General features: G+C 74.0%; 23 protein-coding genes. 6 read left to right on the forward strand and 17 right to left on the reverse strand.

Going from position 1 to position 25,385, the window contains the following annotated elements; genetic code table 11:
• Positions 1–19 precede the first annotated feature (19 nt).
• Positions 20–748, forward strand: coding sequence for a Clp protease N-terminal domain-containing protein (locus ABD901_RS09220; protein WP_345123317.1), 729 nt, complete (start codon positions 20–22; stop codon positions 746–748).
• Positions 745–1,704, forward strand: a complete 960-nt coding sequence (locus tag ABD901_RS09225; RefSeq protein WP_345123319.1) for an asparaginase — start codon at positions 745–747, stop codon at positions 1,702–1,704. The genes ABD901_RS09220 and ABD901_RS09225 overlap by 4 nt, the downstream gene beginning before the upstream one ends.
• Here the strand turns inward: ABD901_RS09225 and ABD901_RS09230 are convergent.
• Positions 1,686–2,747 (reverse strand): alpha/beta fold hydrolase, encoded by a 1,062-nt coding sequence (locus ABD901_RS09230; RefSeq protein ID WP_345123321.1) that lies wholly within the window; start codon positions 2,745–2,747, stop codon positions 1,686–1,688. The genes ABD901_RS09225 and ABD901_RS09230 overlap by 19 nt on opposite strands.
• Positions 2,748–2,779: 32 nt before the next feature.
• On the reverse strand, positions 2,780–3,784 hold the full coding sequence (locus ABD901_RS09235) for a glycoside hydrolase family 113 protein (RefSeq protein ID WP_345123323.1): 1,005 nt from the start codon (positions 3,782–3,784) through the stop codon (positions 2,780–2,782).
• 65 nt (positions 3,785–3,849) lie between these two features.
• Here ABD901_RS09235 and ABD901_RS09240 point away from each other — a divergent pair, with 65 nt between their 5' ends.
• Positions 3,850–4,434: a TetR/AcrR family transcriptional regulator gene (locus ABD901_RS09240; RefSeq protein ID WP_345123326.1), complete on the forward strand. Its 585-nt coding sequence runs from the start codon at positions 3,850–3,852 to the stop codon at positions 4,432–4,434.
• 6 nt (positions 4,435–4,440) lie between these two features.
• On the opposite strand, the gene ABD901_RS09245 is transcribed toward ABD901_RS09240, so the two are convergent.
• From ABD901_RS09245 to ABD901_RS09300, 12 genes are all read right to left on the reverse strand, one after another.
• The gene (locus tag ABD901_RS09245) at positions 4,441–5,436 is read right to left on the reverse strand and encodes a LysR family transcriptional regulator (protein ID WP_345123328.1); all 996 of its coding nucleotides are present in this window, start codon (positions 5,434–5,436) and stop codon (positions 4,441–4,443) included.
• Positions 5,437–5,634: 198 nt separating this feature from the next.
• Positions 5,635–5,991, reverse strand: a complete 357-nt coding sequence (locus tag ABD901_RS09250; RefSeq protein ID WP_345123330.1) for a hypothetical protein — start codon at positions 5,989–5,991, stop codon at positions 5,635–5,637.
• 74 nt (positions 5,992–6,065) lie between these two features.
• A complete protein-coding gene (locus tag ABD901_RS09255; protein ID WP_345123332.1) occupies positions 6,066–7,274 on the reverse strand; it encodes a sensor histidine kinase in 1,209 nt (402 codons plus the stop codon).
• Entirely contained in the window at positions 7,271–7,936 is a 666-nt protein-coding gene (locus ABD901_RS09260) for a response regulator transcription factor (RefSeq protein ID WP_345123334.1), read from the reverse strand. The genes ABD901_RS09255 and ABD901_RS09260 overlap by 4 nt, the downstream gene beginning before the upstream one ends.
• A gap of 80 nt (positions 7,937–8,016) precedes the next feature.
• Positions 8,017–9,393 (reverse strand): outer membrane protein assembly factor BamB family protein, encoded by a 1,377-nt coding sequence (locus ABD901_RS09265; RefSeq protein ID WP_345123336.1) that lies wholly within the window; start codon positions 9,391–9,393, stop codon positions 8,017–8,019.
• Positions 9,394–9,477: 84 nt separating this feature from the next.
• Positions 9,478–10,833, reverse strand: coding sequence for a PQQ-binding-like beta-propeller repeat protein (locus ABD901_RS09270; RefSeq protein ID WP_345123338.1), 1,356 nt, complete (start codon positions 10,831–10,833; stop codon positions 9,478–9,480).
• 68 nt (positions 10,834–10,901) lie between these two features.
• Complete coding sequence (locus ABD901_RS09275; RefSeq protein WP_345123340.1) at positions 10,902–12,299, reverse strand: outer membrane protein assembly factor BamB family protein; 1,398 nt, start codon at positions 12,297–12,299, stop codon at positions 10,902–10,904.
• The gene (locus ABD901_RS09280) at positions 12,296–13,675 is read right to left on the reverse strand and encodes an outer membrane protein assembly factor BamB family protein (protein ID WP_345123342.1); all 1,380 of its coding nucleotides are present in this window, start codon (positions 13,673–13,675) and stop codon (positions 12,296–12,298) included. The genes ABD901_RS09275 and ABD901_RS09280 overlap by 4 nt, the downstream gene beginning before the upstream one ends.
• A gap of 911 nt (positions 13,676–14,586) precedes the next feature.
• Entirely contained in the window at positions 14,587–16,554 is a 1,968-nt protein-coding gene (gene dxs, locus ABD901_RS09285; RefSeq protein ID WP_345123344.1) for a 1-deoxy-D-xylulose-5-phosphate synthase, read from the reverse strand.
• A gap of 209 nt (positions 16,555–16,763) precedes the next feature.
• Positions 16,764–17,996, reverse strand: a complete 1,233-nt coding sequence (locus tag ABD901_RS09290) for a proline-rich domain-containing protein (RefSeq protein ID WP_345123345.1) — start codon at positions 17,994–17,996, stop codon at positions 16,764–16,766.
• A 101-nt stretch (positions 17,997–18,097) separates the two neighbouring features.
• On the reverse strand, positions 18,098–18,451 hold the full coding sequence (locus ABD901_RS09295) for a hypothetical protein (RefSeq protein WP_345123347.1): 354 nt from the start codon (positions 18,449–18,451) through the stop codon (positions 18,098–18,100).
• Positions 18,448–19,176, reverse strand: a complete 729-nt coding sequence (locus ABD901_RS09300; protein ID WP_345123349.1) for a type I 3-dehydroquinate dehydratase — start codon at positions 19,174–19,176, stop codon at positions 18,448–18,450. Before ABD901_RS09300 ends, ABD901_RS09295 begins: the two co-directional genes overlap by 4 nt.
• An 86-nt stretch (positions 19,177–19,262) precedes the next feature.
• On the opposite strand from ABD901_RS09300, the gene ABD901_RS09305 reads away from it, so the two are divergent.
• Positions 19,263–20,033: an RNA ligase family protein gene (locus ABD901_RS09305; protein WP_345123351.1), complete on the forward strand. Its 771-nt coding sequence runs from the start codon at positions 19,263–19,265 to the stop codon at positions 20,031–20,033.
• Here the strand turns inward: ABD901_RS09305 and ABD901_RS09310 are convergent.
• A complete protein-coding gene (locus tag ABD901_RS09310; RefSeq protein WP_345123353.1) occupies positions 20,016–21,203 on the reverse strand; it encodes a class I SAM-dependent RNA methyltransferase in 1,188 nt (395 codons plus the stop codon). The two genes, ABD901_RS09305 and ABD901_RS09310, sit on opposite strands and share 18 nt — an antisense overlap.
• Positions 21,200–23,203 (reverse strand): APC family permease, encoded by a 2,004-nt coding sequence (locus ABD901_RS09315; RefSeq protein ID WP_345123355.1) that lies wholly within the window; start codon positions 23,201–23,203, stop codon positions 21,200–21,202. Before ABD901_RS09315 ends, ABD901_RS09310 begins: the two co-directional genes overlap by 4 nt.
• Positions 23,204–23,302: 99 nt before the next feature.
• Between ABD901_RS09315 and ABD901_RS09320 the strand changes: the two genes are divergently transcribed.
• Both ABD901_RS09320 and ABD901_RS09325 read left to right on the forward strand, forming a co-directional pair.
• Positions 23,303–23,968, forward strand: coding sequence for a potassium channel family protein (locus ABD901_RS09320; RefSeq protein WP_345123358.1), 666 nt, complete (start codon positions 23,303–23,305; stop codon positions 23,966–23,968).
• On the forward strand, positions 23,965–24,666 hold the full coding sequence (locus ABD901_RS09325) for a potassium channel family protein (protein ID WP_345123600.1): 702 nt from the start codon (positions 23,965–23,967) through the stop codon (positions 24,664–24,666). The genes ABD901_RS09320 and ABD901_RS09325 overlap by 4 nt, the downstream gene beginning before the upstream one ends.
• Here ABD901_RS09325 and ABD901_RS09330 read toward each other — a convergent pair.
• Complete coding sequence (locus tag ABD901_RS09330) at positions 24,663–25,364, reverse strand: DUF3159 domain-containing protein (RefSeq protein WP_345123361.1); 702 nt, start codon at positions 25,362–25,364, stop codon at positions 24,663–24,665. The two genes, ABD901_RS09325 and ABD901_RS09330, sit on opposite strands and share 4 nt — an antisense overlap.
• Between the last annotated feature and the right edge of the window lie 21 nt (positions 25,365–25,385).

The following is a 25,385-nucleotide window of genomic DNA, read 5'->3' on the forward strand; positions in this document are numbered from 1 at the left end:
TCGGGGGTATACAGGGGGTATGCCGAAAATCAACGTGTACCTCCCGGACGAGCTCGCCGACGCCGTTCGCGAGGCCGGCGTCCCCGTCTCCGCCGTCTGCCAGCGCGCCCTCGAGCAGGCCGTGCGCCGGGTCACCGCGATCCGCGAGACCGTCCTCGGCGACCTCGACGACGCGGCGCTCGCCGCCGGCCTGCCCAACTTCACCCAGCGCGCCCGCACGACGCTCCGCCTGGCGGCCGAGCAGGCCGCGGCGACGGCGTCGGACACGGTGGGCACCGGGCATCTCCTCGGCGGCCTCGTCGCGGAGGGCGGCAACCTCGCGCTGCAGGTGCTCCGCGCGATCGAGATCGAGCCGGCCCGCGTCGCGCAGGACCTCGCCGCCCGCTCCCTGGCCGAGGACGGCGCGGGCGCGACCGACCGGCGCTTCAGCGTCGCCGCCGCCGGCGCACTCGAGCTCGCCGTCACCGAGGCCACCGCGCTCGGCCACAACTACGTCGGCTGCGAGCACCTGCTGCTCGGCCTGGTCGCCGAGCCCGACGGCGCCGGCGGCCAGGTCCTGCGCTCCCTCGGCGCCGAGCTGCGCCTCACCCGCCGCGCGGTGGCGGCCGCCCTCGCCGGGTTCGTGCACCTGCAGGCCACCCGCCCGGCCGCCGCGCCCACCCCCGACATGGCCGCCGCAGCAGAGAAGATCATGACCGCGCTCGCCGACCTGACCGCCCGCGTCGAGCGGCTGGAGCGGCGCCCATGACGCCCAGGGTGCTGCTGCTGGCGACGAAGGACGTGATCGCGTACCGGCGACGGCCCGCCGGCATCGCCACCGGCGCCGAGCTCCTCGCGGCGATCCCGCCCGGCCGGCTCGCCGCCGACGTCACCGTCGAGGACGTCATGACCGAGCCCGGCTGGGACATCACGCCCGGCACCATGGCCGCCCTGTCTCGCCGCGCCCTCGCCGCCGACGGCTTCGACGGCGTCGTCGTCACGCACGGCCTCGACACCCTCGAGGACACCGCCTGCCTGGCCGACCTGATGGCCGGCCCGGACGCGCGGGCCCCGATCGTGATCACCGGCGCCGTGCGGGCCCTCGACGACCCGGGCAGCGACGGCCCCGGCAACCTCGCCGCGGCGATCGCCGCCGCCGCCGACCCCGCGCTCGCCGGCGCGGGCGCGGTCGCCTGCCTCGGCGGCGAGCTGCACGCCGCCCGCTGGGTCACCCTCGCCGACGCCACCTCCGCGACCGGCCTCTCGTCGGCGCCGCACCCGACGCTCGGCCACCTCGGCGACATCGGCGTCGAGCTCCTCGCCGCGCCGCCCCCGCGCCCGCCCCGCCCGCACGGCGAGCCGGAGACGGAGGTGGCGCTGGTGCGCACGTACCCGGGCATCGACGGCACGCTGCTCACCGCCCTCGCCGACGCCGGCACGCGCGGCGTGGTCCTGGAGGGCACCGGCCTGTACAACGTGCCCGCCTCGCTGCTGGCCGCGATCAGCGACCTCGTCGAGTGGGACATCCCCGTCGTCGTCGCCTCGCGCGCCCGCGCCCGCCCCGTCGCCCTCGACGCCCTGCCGCTCGGCACCGGCCTGGCCGGCACCGTCGGCGCGATCGGCGCTCGCGGCCTGCCGGCCGGCAAGGCCCGCGCCGCCCTGATGGTCGCCCTGGGCGACGGCGGCGGCGTCGCGGCCGCGCGGGACTACTTCGAGCGCCTCTGAAAGAACTCCCGTAGCTCGCTCGTGTCCGTGGGCACGTCGTGCCCGGCACGGCGCCGCACCGTGAGCGTGGCGTCCGGCAGCACCGCGGCCAGGCGGCGCAGGGTCCGCCGCAGGTACCGCGGGCTGCGTCCCCCACCGAGCAACAGCACCGGCGTCGCGAGATCGCGGTAGTCCTCGAGCGTCCCCTCACTGTCCGCGACGAGGCGCGCGTCGAGCCCCATCGTCGCCGCCAACTCCCGCAACGCCGCGGCCCGCTCCCCCGCCCCCGCGCCCGCCGTCACCGCGCCCGCGCCCGCCGCCCCCGCGGCGGGCGTCACCGCGGCGGGCGCCCCCGTGGCGGGCGTCACCGCGGCCGGCGAGCGGCGACGGTCAAGGCGGCGCAGCGGCCACAGCACCACCCGCAGCAGCCGGCGTCGCCCCGGCCGCGCGCCCATCGCGTCCGGCGCCGAGGCCGCGCGCACGTCGGCCGGGGCCGAGGCCGCGCGCATGTCGGCCGGGGCCGAGGCCGCGCCCAGCGCCGCCGAGAGCGCCCGCCGCAACAGCCACCGCGGCACGAGGCGCAGCAGCGGCCCGCCGGTCCGCGTCCCGCGCATCGCCGTCACCGCCGCCCCGGCCGGATCGCCCGCGGCCAGCTCCCGCTCGTAGCGGCCCACCCACCCCAGCGGCGTCGACCCGCCGACGGACAGCGGCGGCTCGTACACCGCGACCGCGCGCACGCCCGGCAGGTGCCGCGCCGCGTCGAGGACGATCAGCCCGCCGGAGCTCATCCCGAACAGCAGCCCGGCGCCGGTGGCCGCCATGAGCGCGGCCAGGTCGGCACGCTCGGTCGCGATGCCGTAGCCGGCGCCCGCCGGCCCGCTGCCGCCCCGCCCGCGCCGGTCCGGGACGTACGCGGTGAAGCCGTCCGCGGCCAGGATCGCGGCGAGCGCCTCCAGATGCCGGCCCGACTGGCCGCCGCCGTGCACCAGGATCACCGCCGGCCCGGCGTCGCCGAGGCGGCGGTAGGCGATGGTCGTGCCATCGGCCGAGGTCACCGTCAACATGCTGTCAACCGTAGTTGACAAGCATGGCGTCGTCAACCTTGGTTGACGCGGGATCGGCCGTACTCGGCGAGGGCGTGGAAGGCGGCCTTCGGGACCCACGTGCCGTCCGGCAGCACCTTCACGATGCCGCGGCTGGCGAGGTCGAAGTCGCGGTCCGGGTCGTCGGAGGCGGGCAGGTGCCGGGAGGCGAACGTGTACACGAACGCCGCGTCCGCGCCGCCGGCCTCGTAGTCGCGCAGCAGGTCCACCACGTAGCGGGCCTGACCCTCCTCGTCGCGCTCCAGCGGCTCGGTGAGCTTCGCGGCGCGGCCGTGCTCGTCGTACGCCACGGGCTCCCCGCCCCCGGCGACGTCCCCCGCACCGCGGTGGGTCGCGCAGCCGAACTCGGTCGCCGCGAACGGCTTGCCCTGCCCCACCATCGCCCGCAGCGACTCCGGGAACGCGGCGGCGTTGCTCGCGTCGCGGTACCCGGCGTCGTTGGCGACGATGTCGAACGCCGCCCAGTCGACCGCCTCGAACGGCAGCGACGCGTAGCTCACCGGCCCGCCGAAGCGCTCCCGCACGGCGGGCACAGCCTCGGCCAGGAACGCGTGCACCGCGGCGCGCGCCGCCGGAATCGCCGCCCGGATGCGCATCGGGTCGCCGAGCAGCCCCATCCGCTCGACGATCCCGTCGCCGGGCAGGAACCCGTGGTTGCACATGCCGATCTCGGATCCGGTCAGGTACACCACCGCCGCACCCTCCAGGCGCAGCCGCTCCGCCCGCTCGGCCCCGTCGAGGATGAACGCCATCAGTTCGTCGCGGGTCAGGTCGTTGGTGAACGGGCAGTACCACACCTCGAGCCCCGCCTCCGCGGCGAACCGCGCGGCCGTCTCGAGCCGCTCCTGCACCCCACCGGTGACCCGCACCGCGTCGCAGCGCAGCTCGTCGCGGATGACCCGCATGTCGCGCCGCACCGCCTCGGCATCGAACGGCTCATGGGTGCTCGACCCGGCACTGACGAACCCGGTGTCGTAGGTGACGCCCCAGACGCGCATCGCTCCACTCCCCTCACTAAGGTACGACGAGTACCCTATAAGGTACGGCGAGTACCCTGCAACCCATGACGACGCGACGCCGGGGCGAGGAGCTGGAGCACGCGATCCTGCGCGCCGCGGCCGAGGAACTGCGCGAGTCCGGGTACGCGGGCATGACCATGGACCGCGTGGCGCAGCGCGCCGGCACGAACAAGAACGCCATCTACCGCCGCTGGCCGCACCGCGCCGCGCTCGGCATCGCCGCGTACCGCCACCTCTCGGCCGAGCGACTCCCGTCCCCGGACACCGGCACCCTGCGCGGCGACGCCCTGGCGATGCTCCGCGCGGCGAACGCCACGTGGTCCTCCCCGCACGGCGCCGTGCTGCGCGACCTGCTGGCCGCCGCGGCCGACGACCCGCAGCTGCTCACGCTGCTGCGCGAGCGCTCGGGAACGTCCGCAATGGACGCGGCCTGGCTGACGATGCTGACCCGAGCGACCGAGCGCGGCGAGGCCCCAGCGTCGGCGGTGCACCCGCGAGTCGCCGCCGCTCCGCTGACGTTGCTGCGCGGCGAGTACGCGATGCGCGGCACCCCGACGGTCCCCGACGAGACCCTGGTCGAGATCGTCGACGAGATCTTCCTGCCGCTGGTCCGCGGCCGCGGCGCCTAGCCCCGGTCAGGGGTCGCCGCCCGACAGGGCCGGCAGGGCGCGGGCCGCCGCCTGCAGCGCGGTCGCCGCCGCCTCCACCGCCTCGTCGTCCAGGCTCGGCCGCACGCTCAGGCGCACCTCGTGGGTCAGCGCGGCTCCGCCGTCGCCGGCCGCGACCACGGGCACCCACCGGAAGCGGTCGGCGCGCCGGCCGCCGAACTCCATGCCCGGCTTGAAGGCCAGGGCCACGTCCGACGGCACGACGAGGACGCGGCCGTCCCACTGTGCGCCGCTGGCCTCGTGGCGCAGGCGCAGCACCGCCGTCGCCGGGTCGCCGAGGGTCGGTGCGGCGCGGTCCAGGCCCCACGCGGCGAGCCGGTCGTCGGGGACGCCCGGCAGGTGCAGCACCGGGCGGTACCGCTGCCGCAGCTCCACGACCGTGAGCCGCGCGGCGCCGAAGTGTGCCGCCGGGACCATCGCCTCCAAGCGCGCCGTGTAGAGCGGGGCCGAGCGGGTGCCCTCCGGCGGGCGCGGCGGGCCGACGAGCAGGGCGTGGCGGCCGAGGCCCGGGGTGTGGTGGCGCATCCGCAGCTGGTCCGGCGGCAGGTAGTCCACGGCGATGCGCTGGCGGCCGAAGCGCTCCCGCAGCCGGGCCTGCGCGGGCGCGACGAACAGGGCGTGGTGCGGCAGGCAGGCCAGGCGGGGCAGGCCCTCGTCGAGCACGAAGCCCCGCATCAGCTCGTACTCGCCGACGACCCCGCGCGCGGCCCGCTCGAACTCGCGGCCGCGGGCGGTCAGGCGCAGCTGGCCCCGGTCGCCCTCGAACAGCGGCTCGCCGCACCAGCGCTCGATGCGCCGGATGGTCTTGCCGACCAGCTGCCGGGCGTAGGGGCGGTCGCGCAGGTGGCGCGGGCGGGCCGGGGACAGCGCCTCGGCGGCCTTGGTGTGCTGGCGGTGCTCGACGACGGCGAGGAACACGCGGCACTCCCACTCGTCCGGCGCCACCTCGTCGCTCACGGCCATGCCCGAAGAACCTAGGGGTGCCGGGCCCGCCGCGGTAGCCGTCCGCCCGGTTTCGCCGCATGGGGCAAAAACCCCCGGCGATGCTTGCGCCCGTGACCGTCGGTAACCTGACGTATCAAGCGGTCCCATCACCCTGTGTGATATAGACCATAGTGAAGCGGCCGTTGCGAGCGGATTCCACGGTGCGTAGAGGGGGGATCACTCTACGCCGAGTAAGGAACCGTTCGGGTGCGGCCGTCCACGATGACTACGGTGCGCAGGCGCGACGGGGGCGGTAGACATGTCCGAGGGGGTCGGATGGCGCTGAACATCGAGTTCGTGCAGGGCGGCGCGGTGCGCGCGTCGCTCACGGTGCGGGCGCGCCCGGGCGCGATGGCGGCCGGGCCGGTCGGGGCCGGTGCCGTTCTTGACGGCGTCCATCGCCTCGTGCCCGTGGACCTCGAACGGCTCGGCGACGGCCACGTGCAGCCGCTGGAACGGCGCCGCCGGGTCGCCGGCCGGGCCGATGCCCGGCCGCAGGACCACGAGCTCGTCACCGCCGACGCGGGCCAGCACGTCGCCGGGGCGCAGGCGGGCGGCGAGGCGGGCGCCGACGTGGCGTAGCGGCCCGTCGGCGAGGCGATCACACGCTACCGGGCGGCCTGACGGACGGATGCCGTGCCGGACAGCACGGGTGTCACGGCCGCGGCGGGCAGCGACACCGTCACCTCGAGGCCCCCGCCGTCGAGGGCGGCCGCGCTGACCCCGCCGCCGTGCGCCTCGCACACCGCCCGCACGATCGACAGCCCGAGGCCCGTGCCGCGGGCGCCGGTGCGTTCCCGCCCGCCGCGCCGGAAGGGTTCGAACAGGGCGGGCAGATCCGACGGCTCGACCTCGAAGCCGGTGTTGCCGACCACGAGCCAGGCGAGGGTGTCGTCGGTGCCGGTGCGCACCCAGATCCGCCCGGCCAGGTGGTTGTACCGCACCGCGTTCTCGATGAGGTTGCCGGCGAGGCGCTCCAGCAGGCCCGGGTCGCCGACGACGAGGGCGGGCGCCAGGTCGGTGCTCACGTCGAGGTTGAGCCGCTTGACCTCCTTGCCCATCGCCGACAGCGCGCCGCTGACCCCGGTGGCCAGGTCGGTGCTGACCTTGCGGCCGAGGCGGCGGCCGGCCTGCGCCTCGGTGCGGGCCAGCAGCAGCAGCGACTCGACGAGCGCGTTGGCCCGCATCGAGGCGTCGCGAACGACGGTGGCCATCCGCCGGTACTCCTCCGTGTCGGCGTCCGGGTCGTCGAGGGTCACGTCGACCTCGGTGCGCATCACCGCCAGCGGCGTGCGCAGCTCGTGGGAGGCGTTGGCGACGAAGCGTTTCTGTGTCTCGAACGCCGAGGCGATGCGGTCCAGCATCGCGTCGAACGTCTTGGCCAGCTCCGCGACCTCGTCGTCGGCGCCGTCGTAGTTGATGCGGGCGTCGAGAGACTCACCGGAGAGCCGCTGCGCCGTGGTGGTGACCCGCTGCAGCGGCCGCAGCGACCGGCCGGCGACCACGTAGGCGCCGGCGACCCCGACGGCGCCGATGAGCAGCAGCGCCAGGCTGCCGCGGGTGAGCAGCTCCCACTCGGCGGCGTCGACGAGCTCGGTCTGCCAGGTGTGCGCGTCGACCTCGGTGCCGTTCTCCAGCACCACCCGGGTGCCGGGCTGCAGCTGGTCGGCGGGCTTGAGCGCGCCGTCGACGAGCAGGTACGCGAGCACCACCAGCACCAGGCCGGCGCCGACGAGCAGGATGCCGTTGAGCATGGTGAGCCGCAGCCGCAGCGTGGGGCGGAACACGGCGGCGCGGCGGGCGTCGTAGACGGTCATTGCGGCTGCCTGGTGCGGTACCCGGCGCCGACGACGGTCTCGATGAGCGCCGGGTCGCCGAGCTTCTTGCGCAGCGTCATCATCGTCACCCGCACGGTGGTGGTGAACGGGTCGGCGTTGGCGTCCCAGACCCGTTCCAGGAGCTCCTCGCTGGACACGACGGCGCCGCGGGCCTTGAGCAGCTCCTCGAGCAGCCCGAACTCCTTGCGGGTCAGGTCCAGCGGCTGCCCGCCCCGGGTGGCGACCCGCTTGGCCTGGTCCAGGACCAGGTCGGCGATGGTGAGCACCGGCGGCGCGGCCGGCGTGGCCCGCCGGCCGAGGGCCTGCACCCGGGCGACGAGCTCGTCGAACGCGAACGGCTTCGGCAGGTAGTCGTCGGCGCCGATCTGCAGCCCCTCGACCCGGTCGGCGACGCTGCCGCTGGCGGTGAGCATCAGCACCCGGGTCAGCGCGCCGGAGGCGACCAGGTCCGCGCAGATCTCGTCGCCGTGCACGCCCGGCAGGTCCCGGTCGAGGACGACCACGTCGTAGCGGGTCACCATCGCCATCTCGTGCCCGCTGGTCCCGTCGTAGGCGACGTCGACGGCCATGCCCTGCCGCCGTAACCCCCGGACGATCGCGTCGGCGAGATTCGCCTCGTCCTCGATCACCAGCACGCGCACGCCCTTCACCTCCGCCGATCCGGGCCAGTCTGGTGCAGGGGGCGTGAAGTCCCCGTGAAAGGCCTGTGGAGCCAATGTAGCTACCCGGGCAACCGCCACAGGTGGACCGTGTCGCCGCCGGCCAGGCAGGACAGGCGCTGGTGGCGCACCGAGCAGCGGGCGGGGATCGGCGCCACCCGGCCCAGCGACGTGACCGCCCCGGTGCGCAGGTCGATGCGGACCAGCCGGGACCCGTCGCCGTCGGGGCGCTGGAGGATCGCGGCGGGCACCTGTGCGGTGCCGAGATCGTCGTCGTCGGTGCCGGTGCTGGCCGTCGGCACGATCGCCCAGCCGGCCAGGTCGGCCCGGTCGGCGCCGGTGTGCCAGTCCACGATCCGCACGTGGGTGAAGTCGTCGCGGTCGCGGGCCACCAGCACCCCGGGCCCGGCGGCGTCGAGCTGCAGCGGCCGGCGCCACGCCTGCTCGCCGGTGACCGGGTCGAGCACCGCCAGGTCGCGCCAGTTGGGCACGCACACCATGGGCCCGCACGCGACGACGACGGGCCCGTAGGCGATCTCGGCGATCGGGGCCTGGTCGGTGGACGAGAAGAGCCGGTGCCACCGGTAGCGCAGGCCGTCGCGGTGGTACGCCGTGATCAGCGCCCCGTCGGTGCGCGCCGCCACGATGACGAGCAGGTCGCCGACGATCCGCACGCTCGTCGGCGGCGTGCCGGCGAGCTCGTCGAGGTCGGCGGCGACGTTGACCGCGCCGGTGAGCGTGGAGCGGATCTCGGCGCGCCCGCCCGGGTACCACACCGCGAACCATGCGCCGCCGGGCGAGTCGGGCGCCACCAGGCGTGCCCCGCCGGGCAGGTCGAACGCCCAGCGGATCTCGCCGGTCTCGGCGTCGAGCCCGGCCAGGTGCACCGGCGACGGCACGGCGTTGCGGGGCGGCACGACCGGCGGGCACACGGCGCCGCGGTCGTCGACGGTGAGCAGCCCCGGCGGCGCGCCCGGCGGCCCCGCGACGACGGCGATCGGCGCGCCGGAGCGGTTCCAGCGGGCCTGCCCGGTCGCGGGGTCGAGCCGCTCCAGGCTCCAGCCGACCGTCTGGGTGCACGGGCGGTGGCGCAGGTAGGCGCGGTCGGCGGCGAGGTACACCTGCCCGCTCCCGCCCGGCGTCGAGCGGCTCCACATCGTCCGGCCGGTCGCCCAGTCGAACGCGGTGAGCGACGGCGACTCGCGCAGCGCGTAGAGGGCGCCGCGGTCGGCGACGAACGCCGACGCCCGATCGGCGAGCACCCCCAGGTCGTCGATGCCGGCCTGCGGGCGTGACCCGGTGGCGAACAGCACGACCAGCGTCAGCACCGCCACGAGCGGCCACTGCCGGCCGCCGGCCGGTCTGGACGCCGGCCATTCCAGGACGTCGTCGCCGTCCAGCCGCCCGTGTGATTCGCCCAGATCGATCAGTTCGCTCACGCCTCCAGGTTCCCCCGCCACGCCCTAGGTCACAATTCGGCAAACATTCTGGATCTCCTCACCGGTTCGGCTCCCGGTTGCGCCTCACGTGTCCAGGCGCATCAGCACGACGTCGTCCTCGTCGGTCTGGCAGGCCAGCAGCGAACCGTCGAGCTCGCACGCCAGCAGCCGCGCGTCGAGGGCCGCGAACGACGTCACCGCCGCCCGGCCGCCGGGCGCGTCGGAGCGGAACCCCAGCAGCGTCCCGGACTCCGACACCACGCCGAGCAGCATCCGCTGCCCGTCGGTGCCGAGCACGTCCCACCCGGCCAGGTTGACGGCCGGGACCCCGGTCAGCGGGTCCAGCAGCGCCACCGGCCGCACCCCGGCCGCGGCGAGCAGCCCGCCCGGCATCTCGCCGAGCTCGGCGCGCACGCCCGCGTCCCACAGCATCGCCCCGCTCGCCGGGTCGAGCACGACGGTGCGCTGCCCGGCGACGCACAGCACCGGCCCGCACGGGCGCACCGCGAACCGGTCGGTCCGCCCCGGCGCCGGCCCCGTCGGCACCCGCGCCCGCCACGCCGGCGTCGTGTAGTCCCCGCGCCGGTACGCGGTCAGCGCCGCGCCGCCCTGGTCGAACGCCGACACGACGAGCAGGTCCCCGGCGGCCGCGACGGCCTCGTCCGGCGCGACCCGCAGCGTCCCGGCGGCCGAGCGCCCGCCGGTGACGAAGTCGGCGACGCTCACCGCACCCTGCCGGTCGACGAGGGCGGCCCACGACGCCCCGCGCTCAGCGGCGTCCAGCGCCACCCGCGTCCCGGCGTCGACCGGCACCTCCCACCGCTCCCGCCCGTCGGCGTCGAAGGCCTGCCAGCGCAGCGCACCGCCGATCGGCGTGCCCGCCGCGAGGGCGCCGCACCCGTCGGACCACAGGCTGCGCAGCACCACGGTCCCCGGCACGCCCGCCGGGGTGCGCACCGGCACCCCGGTGGCGTGCCAGCGCTCCTGCCCGTTGCGCGCGTCGACGGCGACGGTCGTGCCCGTCACGCCTGAGCGGCACAGGTCGGGCCACAGCACCACGACGCCGTCGCCGGCGGTCGCGTACGACAGCGTCGCCAGCCCGTCCGGCGTGTACTTCCACAGCAGGCTGCCGTCGCGCCCGTCGTAGGCCTCGACGGGCGTCGGCGTCCGGTCGCTCTCCAGCAGCAGCAGCGCCCCACCGGCGAGGTGGAACTCGCCGTTGCGCAACGGCTGCCGGGTGATCTCGTGCGGAGCATCCTGCCGCGGTACCGCGGAGACGAGCGACAGCACCATGCCCAGCACCAGCAGCAGCCCCCACCCGCGGGGCAACCCTTCGGGCCCCCGGTCGGCGTCGACCGCGGGCTCACCACGGACCAGCCCCAGGTCGATCACGGGCCCACTCATGGCGGCGGCATCGGCGTGCATCGCACTCAGCGGCACGCATCCATTGTGCGGACCGCGGCCTCGCCGCGGCAGTGCCCTATCTTCCCGTTCCGTTCCCCGTTCGTTCAGCTCGCAACGCCGCCTCCCCGGGTCTGCGGAGCACGCCAGAGCGTGAGGTCGCCCGCGATGACGCACGCGACGGACCGCGCGTCGTTGTCGCACATCGGCTCCCCCTCCCCGGTCTCGGTGCGCCCGAGGACCGTGACCCGCCCGGTGCGGGCCTCGAGCTGCCCGACGACGGTCGCCGGCCGGCCTTCCTCGCGCCAGAACACCGTGAGCCGGTCGCCGAAGCCGAACACCGGCCGCCAGCGCTCGAGCCGCCGCGTCGTCGCCCCCGTCCCGGTGTCGACGATCCGCACCCCCGGCACGGCCAGCCCGTCGGCGCCGACGCCGCCGAGGACGAGCCGCCCGCCGTCGGCCCCGAGGGTCGCCTCGCCGCCTTCGCTGCGCCACACCGCCGCGCCCGTCGCCGCGTCGTAGCCGGTCATCCCCTGGTTGCCGCCGGTGCACCACCACCCGGGCGCGCAGCCGAAGATCCACGCGGACTGCTCGGCGTCGATCTGCCACACCAGCCGCCCGCTCGTCAGGTCGTACACCTGGTAACGCAACCCGCCGGACGCGGACACCGCGACCTGCCCGCCCCGCGCGCCGGCCGGCTGCGGCAGGTCCCGCCGGTCGCCGAGCACGAACATCCCGACGTTGCCCGACCACGCCAGCTGAATGGTCCGGACGACCGCCCCGGTGCGCAGGTCGTGGACGCGCAGCGCACCGCCGGGGTCGAGCACCGCCATGGAGCGCACCGCGTAGGCCTGCTTTCCCGCGTCCCGCTCGAACGAGATCTGCGATCCGCGCGGCGCGACCAGCTCCCACACCTGTTCGCCGGTCCGCGCGTCGACGGCCACGATGCGGTTCTCCAGCCCGGTCGGCGGCGCGCCGCCGTCCACGTCGACCTGCCGGAACGAGGTCAGGTCCTGCAGCAGCACCACCCCGCCGGCCAGCCCGTCGACGCTCGCCGCCGCCCGCTGCCACAGCTCCGCCCCGGTCCGCGCGTCGCGGGCCTGCACCTGGGTGAACGCGAGGGCCCGACCGGCGAAGGCGGTGTCGATCAGCACCACGCTCGCGTCGCCCCCCGCGACCTGCTGCTGCCCGTCGCCGAAGTCGGCCCCCCACAGCCACCGCCCGCTCCCGGTGTCGTACGTCTCGAGCCGGTGCGGCCCTTCGCCGGTGTACCGGGTGACGAACATCCGCCCGCCCCCCATCACGACGCGCTGCACCCCGATCTCGACATGCAGCAGCGACGGCACGCCCGGCGCCGCCGCACCCGGCAGCAGCCCCGCGACGAGCCCGAGCACCACCGCCGCCACCCACCGCACCCGCCACCGTCGCCGGGCCGGCGGCGGCGCGTCCGGCGCCCTCCACGGCTCGGCGGCCCCGAGGTCGATGACGACGTCGCCCGAGCTCACGGCAGCTCCCACACGTACAGCGTCCCGATCGCGAGGCAGGCCAGCATCCCGTCGGTCTCCGCGCACTGCGGCGACCCGTAGAAGTCCCGCGCCCGCCCGACCAGCTCGACCCCGCCGCTGGACGGATCGAGCCGCGCCACGATCGCATCGGTGTTGCCGATCGGCTGCCACACGTAGTACCCCGGCGACCCGGGCCTTCTGAACATCCCGCTGGCCAACTGCCACCCTTTCCGGTGCCACGCCGTGGCCCCCGTCCGCGAGTCGTACGCGGTCACGTCGTCGGGATGGAACACCTCCACGCTCTGCCGGTACAGCAGCAGCCGCTCACCGACGGCCGCCAGCATCGCCGCGTACCCGCTGGCCCGCCACAGCCGCGCACCGCTGCCCGGGTCGAGGACGTCGGTCCCGCTCTCGCCGAAGACGCAGTACCGGTCGGGCAGGCACGCATACGGCCCTTCGTAGGCGGCCCCGCCCCCGCTCCACTGCCACAGCCGCCGCCCGGACACCCGGTCGTACACCTCGGCCCCGTGCCCACCGGCCCGCCACACGACCTCCTGCCCGTCGACCCCGCGCTGGTGCGACGCGACGGCACCCGCCCCGTCCAGCCGGTACGTGGCCGCCACGCCACCCGTCGCCAGGTCGCGCACCCGCAGTACCCCCGAGGCATCGAGCTCACTGAACTCCAATATCCCCGGATAGTCGGCATACCCGAGACTCCCCACGACCCCGGGCGGCGTGTCGATGCTCCACACGACCCGCCCGTCCCCCGCATCGAGCCCCACCCGCCGCTCGTGATGCGGCAGCAGCGGCAACGTCACCGAGGGATCCTCCGGATCCCCGTAGGCCGGATCGAACCCTTGATCCTCGTCGGGCCACGCCTGATCCTCGACGATCACCAACCGCCCGGCGACCCCGGCGATCCGCGTCTTCTCCCGCTCCCACCGCACCGCACCGTTGCCGGTGTCAAGAGCGATGAGCTTCCCCGTGTACACCCCGTGCTCATCGGCCCGCTCCACCTGCAGCAGCGCGACTTCCCCGGCGAGCGCGACGAACGACTGGTCGACCTCGGTGGGCCGCTCCCACAGCACCTTTCCCGACCGCGCATCGATCGCCTCGATGATGGGCGGTCCGCCGCCTTGCTGGTACCGCGACACGACGAGCCGCCCCCCGGCCGCGTCGAGCGAGAGCACCTGGGAGTCCGCGGTGTACAGCGGCTCGAGATCCCGCGACGCTTCACGCGCCGGCAATGCGAGGCAGGCCCCCGCCAGCAGCGCGAGCACCGCAACGACCCGCAACCCCAGCCCCGCACGCCCACCACGCTCGTCGGGCGGCTCCCAGGGCGCGCTGACGTCGAGCTCGATCATCGCCTCGGGCACGGCCTTCCTTTCGTCGCTCGTAGAGAGTCCCACGAATGCCGCCCGGTTTCCGCCCCGCAGCGTCGGCTTCCGCCCGCCTCCTCACCTCGCCCTAAGCGCCGATTTGCCCGGATAAATCCGGACGCTGGCGCGTCCAGATTTATCCGACTTATCATTATTTAGCGGCGCGCGACGGGATCGGCAGATTGAGCTCACACCGCCGGCCCTGGACATCGCGACACTGTCAACGTGCCGGACCTCGACACTGTCAACGTGACAGTGTCACCATCGACGACCGCGACACTGCCAGCGGCGCCACAGCCCACGGCGCCGCGCTGGTCCTGGACATCGCGCCACCGGCCACGATGCAGGCCACGACGCCGCGCTAGGCCTGGACATCGCGACACTGTCAACGTCCCGGGCGCCGACACTGTCAACGTGACAGTGTCAGCATCGACGGCCGCGACACTGCCAGCGGCGGCACAGGCCACGACAATGCGGCCCCGGACATCGCGCCACCGGCCGCGCTGCAGGCCACGGCGCTGCGCTGGGCCCGGACATCGCGACACTGTCAATGTCCCGGGCGCTGACACTGTCAACGTGACAGTGTCACCATCGACGACCGCGACACTGCCAGCGGCGCAGGCCACGACAATGCCAGCCCTGGACGTCGCGCAACCGGCCGCGCTGCAGGCCACGACGCTGCGCTAGGCCTGGACATCGCGCCACCGGCAGCGCTGCAGGCCACGGCGCTGCGCTGGGCCTGGACGTCGCGACACTGTCAACGTCGGGGGCGCTGACACTGTCATCGTGACAGTGTCAGCGTTCGTGAGCGTGACAGTGTCAGGGTCGGTGTGGGGGCGGAGAGTCGACCGTAAACGCGATCAGCGCCGCCCTGCCGGGCGGCGCTGATCTTGTGGCGTGAAAGCGGGCTAACGGCGCGGGGCGCGGGCCCGCGGAGACGGGGTGCCGGGCAGCGGCGCGGGCTGCTCGATGCGGCTCACCCACTCCGTGACCTGCCGGGCCACGTCCTGGGCGGTCAGGCCCAGGTCGGCCAGGATCTCGTTGCGCGCACCGTGCGGGTGCCAGCCCTGCGGCACGCCCAGGTCGCGCAGCGGCGTCCACACGTCCGCGTCGCGCAGGGACTTGGCGATCGCATCGCCGACGCCGCCGGTGCGGATGCCGTCCTCGAGGGTGACGACCAGGCGGTGCTCGCGGGACAGGGCGACGAGCTCGACGGGGACCGGGCGGACCCAGCGCGGGTCGACGACGGTGACGCCGTAACCCTGCTCGGCCAGGCGGGCGGCCACGTCGACGGCCATGTGGGCGAAGGCGCCGACGCTGACCAGCAGCACGTCCTTGCGCTCGTGCTCGGCGAGGACGTCCACGCCGCCGAAGCCGTCCACGCCGCCGACGCGGCGCAGGGCCGGGAGGTCGGCGGGGACGGAGCCGGTGGGGAAGCGCAGGATCGTCGGGCCGTCTTCGATGCCGACGGCCTCGCGGAGCTCCTCGCGGACGGTCTGGGCGTCGCGCGGGGCGGCCAGGCGCAGGCCGGGCACGACGCCGAAGACCGACATGTCCCAGATGCCGTAGTGCGACGGGCCGTCGGGGCCGGTGATGCCGGCGCGGTCGAGGACGAACGTGACCGGGAGCTTGTGCATGGCCACGTCCAGGAGGACCTGGTCGAAGGCGCGGTTGAGGAAGGTGGCGTAGACGGCCACCACCGGGTGGAAGCCGCCGATGGCGAGGCCGGCCGCGGAGGTGGCGGCGTGCTGCTCGGCGATGCCGACGTCGTAGGCGCGCTCCGGGTACTTGCGCATGAGCTTGGCGATGCCCGTCGGCTCGGCCATGGCCGCGGTGATGCCGACGATGTCGGCTCGTTCGTCGGCGATCGCGACGAGCTCGTCTGCGAAGACGCCGGTCCACTTGACCGAGGCGGGGGCGAGGAGCTTGCCGGTCTCGATGTCGAAGGCGCTGCTGGGGCCGTGCAGGCAGTCGGCCTCGTCCTCCTCGGCGGGGCGGTAGCCGAAGCCCTTGCGGGTGACGGCGTGCACGATGACGGGGCCGCCGAAGTTCTTGGCCCTGCGCAGCGCTGACTCGACGGCCTCGCGGTCGTGCCCGTCGACCGGGCCGACGTACTTGATGCCGAGGTCCTCGAACATCGCCTGCGGTGCGACGGCGTCCTTGATGCCCTTCTTGACGGCGTGCAGGACCTCGTACAGCGGCGGGCCGACGAGCGGCGTGCGGCCGAGGGAGTCCTTGACGAGGTCGAGGACTTTCTCGTAGCCGGGGTTGAGGCGCAGGTTCGACAGGTGGTCGGCGAGGCCGCCGATGGTCGGCGAGTACGACCGGCCGTTGTCGTTGACGACGATCACGAGCGGGTTCTTGGCGGCGGCGATGTTGTTCAGCGCCTCCCAGCACATGCCGCCGGTGAGGGCGCCGTCGCCGACGACGGCGACGACGTGGCGGGGCTCGCCGCGCAGCGCGAACGCCTTGGACAGGCCGTCGGCGTAGGACAGCGCGGTCGAGGCGTGCGAGTTCTCGATGATGTCGTGTTCGCTCTCGGCCTGGCTCGGGTAGCCGGTGAGCCCGCCGCGGCGGCGCAGGAGGTCGAAGCCGTCCTGGCGGCCGGTGACGATCTTGTGCACGTATGCCTGGTGGCCCGTGTCGAAGAGAATCCGGTCCTTCGGCGAGTCGAAGACGCGGTGCAGCGCGAGGGTCAGCTCGACGACGCCGAGGTTCGGGCCAAGATGACCGCCGGTGCGTGAGACCTTCGCGATGAGGAAGTCGCGGATCTCGGCCGCGAGCACGTCGAGCTGCTCGGCGGTCAGGTTGTGAAGATCACCCGGGGCCCGGACCGTGCTCAGCAGGGACGCGGCCTCGTTCTCCTCTGTGCTCATGCCCGCCGAGTCTAGTGGGGACGCGCAGCAGTGCACCTTGGCCGATCGAATCTTGACAGGTTCCACACATCCTGGTCACGGACCGCTCATATAGCCCCCAGGCAGAGGCCGGACGCGCAACAAAAGCCAACAAAAAGGGCGAAACGAAAATCGGCACGGAACAAAGACGACGGCGCGGCCCCGGGGCGTAAACCCCGGGGCCGTACGCGTCAGGCGAGCGAGGGTGCCGGCGGTGTGAACGGCGCGGACGGGGCGGCGGGCGTGATGCCGATCTCGGCGGCCAGCACCGAGGTGGACAGCGGCTCGGTGCGGGCCCGCATGTCCGCGTAGGCGGTGAGGACGAGCACGCACGTGAAGGTCCGCAGCAGCGCCCCGAGCAGGTCGCGGACCACGGTCTGCACGATGACCGCCGTCGTGGACAGGGTCGCGACCTGGCCGGGGGCCGGGCCGCCGGTCTGGCTGAGGTCGACGGCCGCGATCACCACGCCGACGACGGCCGAGACGATCGCGAGGACCACCGCCGCGGCGCCGATGGTGGCGACCCGCGACGCGGCGACGCCGACGTCGTTGTGGAACAGCCTGAAGCAGCGGCCGATGCCGGCGCCGCCGCGCTCGAACGTCACGACGACCGGCAGGACCATGAGGACGGCGTAGAAGTAGATGCCGGGCAGGATGCAGGCGCAGAGGCCCAGGGCCAGCATGAGGGCGGCGAGGATCTGCCAGCCCATCAGGGGCAGGCAGCGGCGCACGGCCAGGGCGAGCGCCGGGCCGAGGCGGGGCGGCAGGCCGGCGGCGGCCGCGACGATCACGTGGTTGGCGGCCACCGCGATCACGGCGCCGAGGACGGCGAGCGCCGCCGAGACGAGCAGCGACGCGCCCAGCACGGCGAGGGCGCTGGACGGGTCGGCCTGCGCCCGGCCGCTGTAGCTGGTGTTGGAGAAGCTGGTGTTGGAGAAGTCGGTGAGGAACTTGTTGCTGTACAGGGCGCCGGGGATCGTCACGACCAGGCCGAGGACGAACTGGGCCAGCTGCAGCGGCAGCAGCAGCGGCCAGGCGCGGCGGAAGACGGCGGTGCTGCGCCGCCACCAGCCGCCGTAGTCGGGGCTGATCAGCGGGTCGTTGCCGCCGGGCGCGGTGAAGCCGGACAGGCCCGCCGCCTGGTACACGACGTAGGTCTGCCGCGGGTCGTACTGCGCGGCCGGGGGCCGCAGCGCCGGTGGGGGCGTCGCGGGCGGCGGGATCACCGCCGGCTGCGGGCCGAAGGGGTGATCGCCGGGGGTCGCGGGGCGCAGCGCCGGGGTCTCGGGGGCTCCCGCGGGCGGTGCGGAGTCGGGCGGCAGGAAGTCGGGCGGCAGGAAGTCGGGCGCGCCGGCCGGTGGCCTGCGCTGCCAGTCCGGCGCCTCTTCGGGCCCCGGCGGCTGGTTCATGTCGTCGTGCGGCACGATCACGAAGGTTAGGGGCAACCCGCCATCCGCGCCGCCCCGCAAACCGGGCAAAACGCCCCAGGGTCGCGGAACACCACCGCGGCGAGCGGCGGCGCGGTTCAGCGGGGCGTCGGCGGCGGGACCATCCCGGTGTACACGATGGAAAGCACGAGGCCGGCCGCCCAGATCCCGGCGCACCACCACGCGGTCGCGCGGCCCGTCCGCGCGGGCGCCTTGCCGCGCAGCATCTGCACCGCCAGGACCGACGCCACGACCATGAGCGCGACCCCGATCCCCCACACCGTCCACGCGGCCGCGGAGCGGTCGACCTTGACCCGCCCGAGCCCGAGGACCGCCTGCCCGATGGCGAAGACGAACGGGATCGTGAACAGGACGACGACCTGCCCGATGGTCCTGCGCAGCGCCCGCAGCGGGTCGCGGCGCGGCGTGTAGTCGTCGGGCCCGGGGCTCATGCGGCGGCCCGCGACGCGGCGTAGGCGGGCGAGAACTGCGACAGCAGCCGCACCGTGTCGGCGAAGGGCAGCTGGCCGGGTGCGGGGCGGCCGCCGATGGCGGAGTAGGTGACGCGGGAGCCGAGCAGCGGGAAGAACACCCGCGAGCCGGCGCCCTCCGCGCCCATGCCGATGACGATCATGGAGTCGTACCGCACGAGCAGCCCGGCGAGGACGCGCAGGTCACGAGCGCCGTGCGCCATCGTGCTGATCTTGACGAGGTCGGCGCCGGCGGCGAGGGCGGCCTCGACGGTGGCGCGCAGCGCGGGCTCGGGCGGGGTGGCGTCGAAGTCGTGGTACGACACGATCACCGGCCGGTCGGCGGCGCGCGCGGCGGCGATGACGCCGGGCAGGATCTCGGCGGAGGAGAGCTCGACGTCGACGGCGTCGACGTGGGGCAGGACGGCCTCGAACAGCCGCAGCCGCGCGGCGTCGTCGCCGGGCCAGTAGCCGCCCTCGGCCTTCGAGCGGATCGTGGCGAGGGTCGGCAGGCCGGCGGCGCGGAACGGCTCGACCGCGCGGAGCACGTCGCCGGGCTCGGTGCTGCGGTGCCAGTCGATGCGCAGCTCGGCGAGGTCGACCCCGAGGTCGCGGGCCCGCGCCGCGTCGCCGGCCGCGTCGTCGTCGCCGAAGCTGACGGCGACGAGCGGCACGTCGCCGGCGAGGCGCTCACGCAGCGTTGCCATGGGACTCCCCCTTCGAAACCACGTGGCAGTCTACGGCCGCGGTAAACGGGATGACCGCGAAGGGCGGCAACGCTCATCCTGGCCGCATGACACCCTTCGACCTGCGCGCGACGGACCTGCGGGTGCTCAACTCGCTGACGAAGTACCCGTCGATCCCGACGTATCACGAGCTCGACCCGCGCAACGGCGGCCTGCTCGAGTCGCCGGCCGCCTTCCCCGGAGCGGTCATCGCGACCGAGAAGGTCGACGGGACGAACAGCCGCCTGGTGCTGCTGCCCGACGGCAGCTACGTGATCGGCTCGCGGGAGGAGCTGCTCTTCGCCCGCGGCGATCTCATCGGCAACCCGGCGCTCGGCATCGTCGAGCAGCTGCGCCCCGTCGCCGACCGGCTCGCCGAGGGCCACGACGGTGGACTGCGGGTGTTCTTCCTCGAGTTGTACGGCGGGAAGGTCGGCGGCGCCGCGAAGCAGTACACGTCGGACCCGTCGGTGTTCGGCTGGCGCCTGTTCGACGTGGTGGAGCTCGACGACTGGGCGGCGGCGCTGACCTGGCCGGCGGCGCAGATCTCGGCGTGGCGGGAGTCCGGCGGGCAGCCGTTCGCCTCCGAGGAGGCCCTCGCCGCGCTCGCCGGGCGGGCCGGGCTGGCGCTGACGCCGCGGCTGTTCACCGCCGAGGCGCTGCCGGAGTCGGTGGCGGGGATGCACGCCCTGCTGGTCGAGCGGCTGCCGCGGACCCTGGTGTCGCTGGACGGTCGCGACGGCCGGGCGGAGGGCATCGTGTTCCGCACCGCCGACCGCAAGGTGATCGCCAAGGCCCGCTTCCAGGACTACGAGCGGACGCTAAAGCGACGGCGTTAGCAGCCCGATCGTCTCGAAGTGCTGCGTCATCGGGAAGCTGTCGAAGGCGCGCAGGCCGGTAAGCGCGTAGCCCTGCTCGGCGAAGGTGCGCACGTCGCGGGCGAAGGCCGCCGGGTCGCAGGCCACGTAGGCCACGGCCCGCGGCCGGCGGGCGGTGATCGCGGACACGACCGGGCGGCCGGCGCCGGAGCGGGGCGGGTCGAGCACGACGATGTCGACGGAGCGCCAGCCCGGGTTGGCCAGGACCTGCGCCACGTCGCCGCGGGCGAAGGCGACGTTGCGCAGGTCGCGCAGCGCCCGGCGGCCGGACGCGACCGCGCGCGCGTCGGACTCGACGACGGTGACGGGGCCGCAGTGCGGTGCGAGGGCGGCGGCGAAGACGCCGGCGCCGCCGTAGAGGTCCCAGGCGCGCTCGCCGGCGGCCGGGCGCAGCATCGACAGGACCGTGTCGGTGAAGGCGTCGACGGCTTGCGGGTGTACCTGCCAGAAGCCGCCGGCGTCGAGGGTCCACTCGTGGCCGGCCGCCCGTTCCCGGACCTGGGCGGGCGGCGAGGTCACCCGGCCGGTGCGGGAGGCGCGGGTCACCACGGCGGTGTCGCCGCTGCCGGCGGCGACGGCCTCGATGGTGGTGCCCGGCGGCCAGGTGCGCTCGAGGATCGGCAGGGCCTGGATCGACGGGTGGGCGATGCGGCAGCGGTCGACGGCGACGATGCCGGCGGAGCGGTGGGCGTGGAAGCCGGGCCGGCCGTCGGGGCCGGCGGCGTACTGCACGCGCGTGCGCCAGGACAACGGGCCGCCGGGAAGCGGCTCGACGTGTACCGCCAAACCGGAAAGGTCGGTGAGACCGCCGAGGCGGGTCAGCTGCTCGCGCAGGACCTCGGCCTTGAGGCGCCGCTGCGCGTCCCAGGAGACGTGCTGCCAGTCGCAGCCGCCGCACGCGCCCGGGCCGGCGAACGGGCACGGCGGGATGACCCGGTCCGGGGACGGCAGCAGGATCTCGACCGCGTCGGCGCGCAGGAAACCCTTGCGCCGCTCCGTGACCCGGGCCCGGACCCGCTCCCCCGGCAGGGCGTGGCGGACGAAGACGACCTGGCCTTCGTGGCGGGCGACACAGATCCCGCCGTGCGCGACCGCGCCCACCTCCAGCTCGAGGTCGGTGATGACGGTCACGACTCGGGGGTGGCGGCCGAGCGGGGGCCGCGCTTCGGGCCGCGGCTCAGGGTCGCGTCGAGGCGGTCGATGTCGACGTCGCCGATGGAGCTGAGCTGCCACGGGACGCTGGTCACCATCACGCCGGGCTCGAACAGCAGCCGGCCCTTGAGCCGCAGCGCGCTCTGGTTGTGCAGCAGGTGCTCCCACCAGCGGCCGACGACGTACTCGGGGATGAAGACCGTCACCACGTCGCGCGGGGAGTCGCGGCGCTTGCTGCGCACGAAGTCGAGGATCGGGCGGTTGATCTCGCGGTACGGGCTGTCGACGACGGTCAGCGCGACCGGGATGCCGCGGCGCTCCCAGTCGTCCTGCAGCAGGCGGGTGTCGTGGTCGTCGACGTTGACGGTGAGCGCGGTCAGGCTGTCGGGGCGGGTCGCCTGCGCGTAGGCGACGGCGCGCAGCGTCGGGCGGTGCACCTTGCTGACCAGCACGACGGCGTGGTTGCGGGCCGGCAGGACCGGGCGGTCCTCGGTCGGTGCGAGCTCGCGGGCGACGGTGTCGTAGTGCTTCTTGATGCCGACCATCAGGAAGTAGATGACGATCATCGCGATGATGGCGATGTACGCGCCGAGCAGGAACTTGGTGATGAGGACCACGATCAGCACGGCGCTGGTGAGGGTCAGGCCGACGATGTTGATGGTCCGCGAGCGGATCATGCGGTTGCGGGCCTGCTTGTCGCGCACGGTGCGCAGCAGCCGGTTCCAGTGCCGGATCATGCCCGCCTGGGAGAGCGTGAACGACACGAAGACGCCGACGATGTACAGCTGGATGAGGCGCGTCACCTCGCCGTTGAAGCCGACGATGAGCACCATGGCGGCCAGCGCCAGCAGGATGATGCCGTTGGAGAACGCGAGCCGGTCGCCGCGGGTGTGCAGCTGGCGGGGCAGGAAGCGGTCCTGGGCGAGGATCGAGCCGAGGACCGGGAAGCCGTTGAACGCGGTGTTGGCGGCCAGGAACAGGATCAGGGCGGTGATGACCGCGACCACGTAGAGCATGACGGAGCCGGCACCGAAGACGGTCTGGCCGAGCTGTGTGGTGACGGTCTTCTGCACGTAGTTGGCGGGGCCGCTCTCGATCTGGCTCGGGTTCTCGACGAACTTCAGGCCGGTCTTGTTGGCCAGCAGGATGATGCCGAGCAGCATCGTGATGGAGATCGTGCCGAGCAGCAGCAGCGTCGTGGCGGCGTTCTTGCTCTTGGGCTCCTTGAAGGCGGGCACGCCGTTGGAGATGGCCTCGACGCCGGTGAGGGCCGCGCAGCCGGAGGAGAAGGTGCGCAGCAGCAGGAAACCCATCGCCAGGCTGGTCATGTTGGTGTGCTCGGCGTGGATCTGCAGGTCGGCGCTGGGGGCGCGCAGGTCCTCGCCGAGGACGAAGATCTTGAAGAAGCCGGTGACGACCATCCCGATCATGACGATCATGAAGCCGTAGGTCGGGATGGCGAACGCCGCGCCGGACTCCCGGATGCCGCGCAGGTTCATGGCGGTGAGCAGCGCGATGGAGATGATGGAGATGGCGACCTTGTGGGTGGCGACCCACGGCACGACGGAGCCGAGGTTGGCCACGCCGGAGGCCGTCGACACGGCCACGGTGAGCACGTAGTCCACGAGCAGGGCGCTGGCCACCGCCACCCCGAACCGCGGGCCGAGATTGACCGTCGCCACCTCGTAGTCGCCGCCGCCGGACGGGTAGGCGTGCACGTTCTGCCGGTAGCTGGCGACGACTGTGAGCATCACCACGGCGACCGCGAGGCCGATCCACGGCGAGATCGTCAGCGCCGTCGCGCCCGCGATGGACAACGTCAGCAGGATCTCGTCGGGTGCGTAGGCGACCGACGACAGAGCGTCGGAGGCGAACACCGGCAACGCGATGCGCTTGGGCAGCAGCGTGTGTTTGAGCCGGTCCGATCGGAACGGTCGGCCCAGGAGCAGCCGCTTCATCAGGGAGGTGGGACTGGCCACGACGCCTAAGCGTACGGAACGCCCCGCCTCCCGGTGCACCGGTCCGGTCCGCGCATGACATCCTCGTGTCGGAGCGCTCGAGGACACGGAGGCGGGGACGTGCACGTCGTGATCATGGGCTGCGGCCGCGTGGGATCCACGCTGGCGCAGAGTCTGGAGCAGCGCGGACATACGGTCGCGGTGATCGACGTCGACGCCGACGCCTTCCGCCGCCTCGGCTCGGACTTCCACGGCACCACCGTCACCGGCGTCGGCTTCGACCGCGACGTGCTGCTGCAGGCCGGCATCGAGCGCGCCGACGCGTTCGCGGCCGTCTCCTCCGGCGACAACTCGAACATCATCTCCGCCCGGGTGGCGCGGGAGACGTTCGGCGTGGACCGGGTCGTGGCGCGCATCTACGACCCGAAGCGCGCCGAGGTGTACGAGCGCCTCGGCATACCGACCGTGGCGACGGTGCGCTGGACCGCCGACCGGATGCTGCGCCAGCTGGTGCCCGAGGGCAACGTGGAGGTGTGGCGCGACCCGACGAGCACCGTGTCGATCGTCGAGGTGCCGATGCACCCCGAGTGGATCGGGCACACCGTCGGGCAGCTGGAGCAGCGCAGTGGCGCCCGGCTGGCCTACCTGATGCGCTTCGGCCTGGCGATGCTGCCGACCGACTCGACCGTGATCCAGGACGGCGACCTCGCGTTCATGCTGCTGACCGACGAGATGGCCGGTTCCGTGACAAAGGTCACCAGCCTGGCGCCCGAAGGGGGACACTGACCATGCGCATCGCGATCGCCGGGGCCGGCAACGTGGGCCGCTCCATCGCCAAGGAGCTCGTCGACAACGGCCACCAGGTCATGCTGATCGAGCGGGTGCCGCGGATGGTGCGTCCCGAGCGGGTGCCCGCCGCCGAGTGGATCCTCGCCGACGCGTGCGAGCTGTCCAGCCTGCAGGAGGCCGACCTGTCCTCGTGCGACGTGGTCGTCGCGGCGACCGGCGACGACAAGGTCAACCTGGTGGTGTCGCTGCTGGCCAAGACCGAGTTCGCGGTACCCCGGGTGGTGGCCCGCATCAACCGGGCCGAGAACGAGTGGCTGTTCAACGAGCAGTGGGGCGTCGACGTCTCGGTCAGCAAGCCGCGGCTCATGGCGGCGCTGGTCGAGGAGGCGGTGTCGGTCGGCGACCTGGTCCGGCTGATGACGTTCCGGCAGTCCGAGGCGAACCTCGTCGAGATCACGCTGCCGGAGAACGCGCCCTACGTCGGGCACCCGGTCCGCGACGTGCCGCTGCCGCACGACTCGGCGCTGGTCGCGGTGCTGCGGGGCCGACGGGTGCTGGTCCCCACCCCGGACGACCCCCTGGAGGCGGGCGACGAGCTGGTGTTCGTCGTCACGTCCGAGATGGAGGACTCGGTCCGCGCGGTCATCCTGGGCGAGGACAGCGTGGAGAAGACCCGCGGCGGGAAGATCTTCTAGGCTGCCGGTTCCTCGGCGGGCTCGTCGCGCAGGATGCGGCGGGCCTGCCAGACCGTCAGGGCGGCCAGCAGCGCATACGGCGGCCAGCCCAGCGCCAGCCGGGCGATGCCGAGCAGGTCGTCGGAGTCGGCGCTGGAGTCGCGGTAGAGCATCACCTGCACGCCCAGCTTCAGGGCGTAGACGACGGCCCACACCACGGTCAGCCACACGAAAGCGCGGCGCAGGCGCACGTTGTCGTACCAGCGGGTGGCGCCACCGTCGAGGGTGACCGACCACAGCCAGCCGACCAGCGGCCGGCCGATGGCGACCGAGACCAGCATGCCGAGCACGTAGCCGACGGTGATGAGCATGCCCGGCAGGTAGACGTCCTTGGCGTCGCCGCTCTTCCAGGCGATGTAGGCGCCGATCGCGATGCCGAACACGCCGTTGAGCGCGTGGCGGGTCGGCTCCTTGCGGGCCAGGCGGTAGACGCCCATCGACAGCGCCGCGCCGACCGCCACGATCAGGGACGTGCGCAGCGACCACCACTTGAAGTGGTCGCCCAGGAAGTTGACCACGATGAACAGCGTGATCGGGATGCTGGACTCGATGAGCCCGCGCACACCGCCGAGCTGTTGCGCCATCTGGACCGAGAACGGTGGGAGTGGCTCCTCCTCGTCCGTGGACTTCTCGGCGGTGGTCTCGTTACCTGGCTGCATCCGTCCTCATGCTTCAGCGTC

The organism is Dactylosporangium darangshiense, from assembly GCF_039537565.1.
GTDB classification, from domain to species: domain Bacteria; phylum Actinomycetota; class Actinomycetes; order Mycobacteriales; family Micromonosporaceae; genus Dactylosporangium; species Dactylosporangium darangshiense.

Bases quoted from the DNA above. Each gene is read 5' to 3' on its own strand.
- ABD901_RS09220 (WP_345123317.1), top strand. From the start codon at position 20: ATGCCGAAAATCAACGTGTACCTCCCGGACGAGCTCGCCGACGCCGTT.
- ABD901_RS09255 (WP_345123332.1), bottom strand. From the start codon at position 7,274: ATGACCGTCTACGACGCCCGCCGCGCCGCCGTGTTCCGCCCCACGCTG.
- ABD901_RS09305 (WP_345123351.1), top strand. From the start codon at position 19,263: ATGACACCCTTCGACCTGCGCGCGACGGACCTGCGGGTGCTCAACTCG.
- ABD901_RS09230 (WP_345123321.1), bottom strand. From the start codon at position 2,747: ATGTTGACGGTGACCTCGGCCGATGGCACGACCATCGCCTACCGCCGC.
- ABD901_RS09245 (WP_345123328.1), bottom strand. From the start codon at position 5,436: ATGGCCGTGAGCGACGAGGTGGCGCCGGACGAGTGGGAGTGCCGCGTG.
- ABD901_RS09295 (WP_345123347.1), bottom strand. From the start codon at position 18,451: ATGAGCCCCGGGCCCGACGACTACACGCCGCGCCGCGACCCGCTGCGG.
- ABD901_RS09240 (WP_345123326.1), top strand. From the start codon at position 3,850: ATGACGACGCGACGCCGGGGCGAGGAGCTGGAGCACGCGATCCTGCGC.
- ABD901_RS09225 (WP_345123319.1), top strand. From the start codon at position 745: ATGACGCCCAGGGTGCTGCTGCTGGCGACGAAGGACGTGATCGCGTAC.
- ABD901_RS09300 (WP_345123349.1), bottom strand. From the start codon at position 19,176: ATGGCAACGCTGCGTGAGCGCCTCGCCGGCGACGTGCCGCTCGTCGCC.
- dxs (WP_345123344.1), bottom strand. From the start codon at position 16,554: ATGAGCACAGAGGAGAACGAGGCCGCGTCCCTGCTGAGCACGGTCCGG.
- ABD901_RS09330 (WP_345123361.1), bottom strand. From the start codon at position 25,364: ATGCAGCCAGGTAACGAGACCACCGCCGAGAAGTCCACGGACGAGGAG.
- ABD901_RS09235 (WP_345123323.1), bottom strand. From the start codon at position 3,784: ATGCGCGTCTGGGGCGTCACCTACGACACCGGGTTCGTCAGTGCCGGG.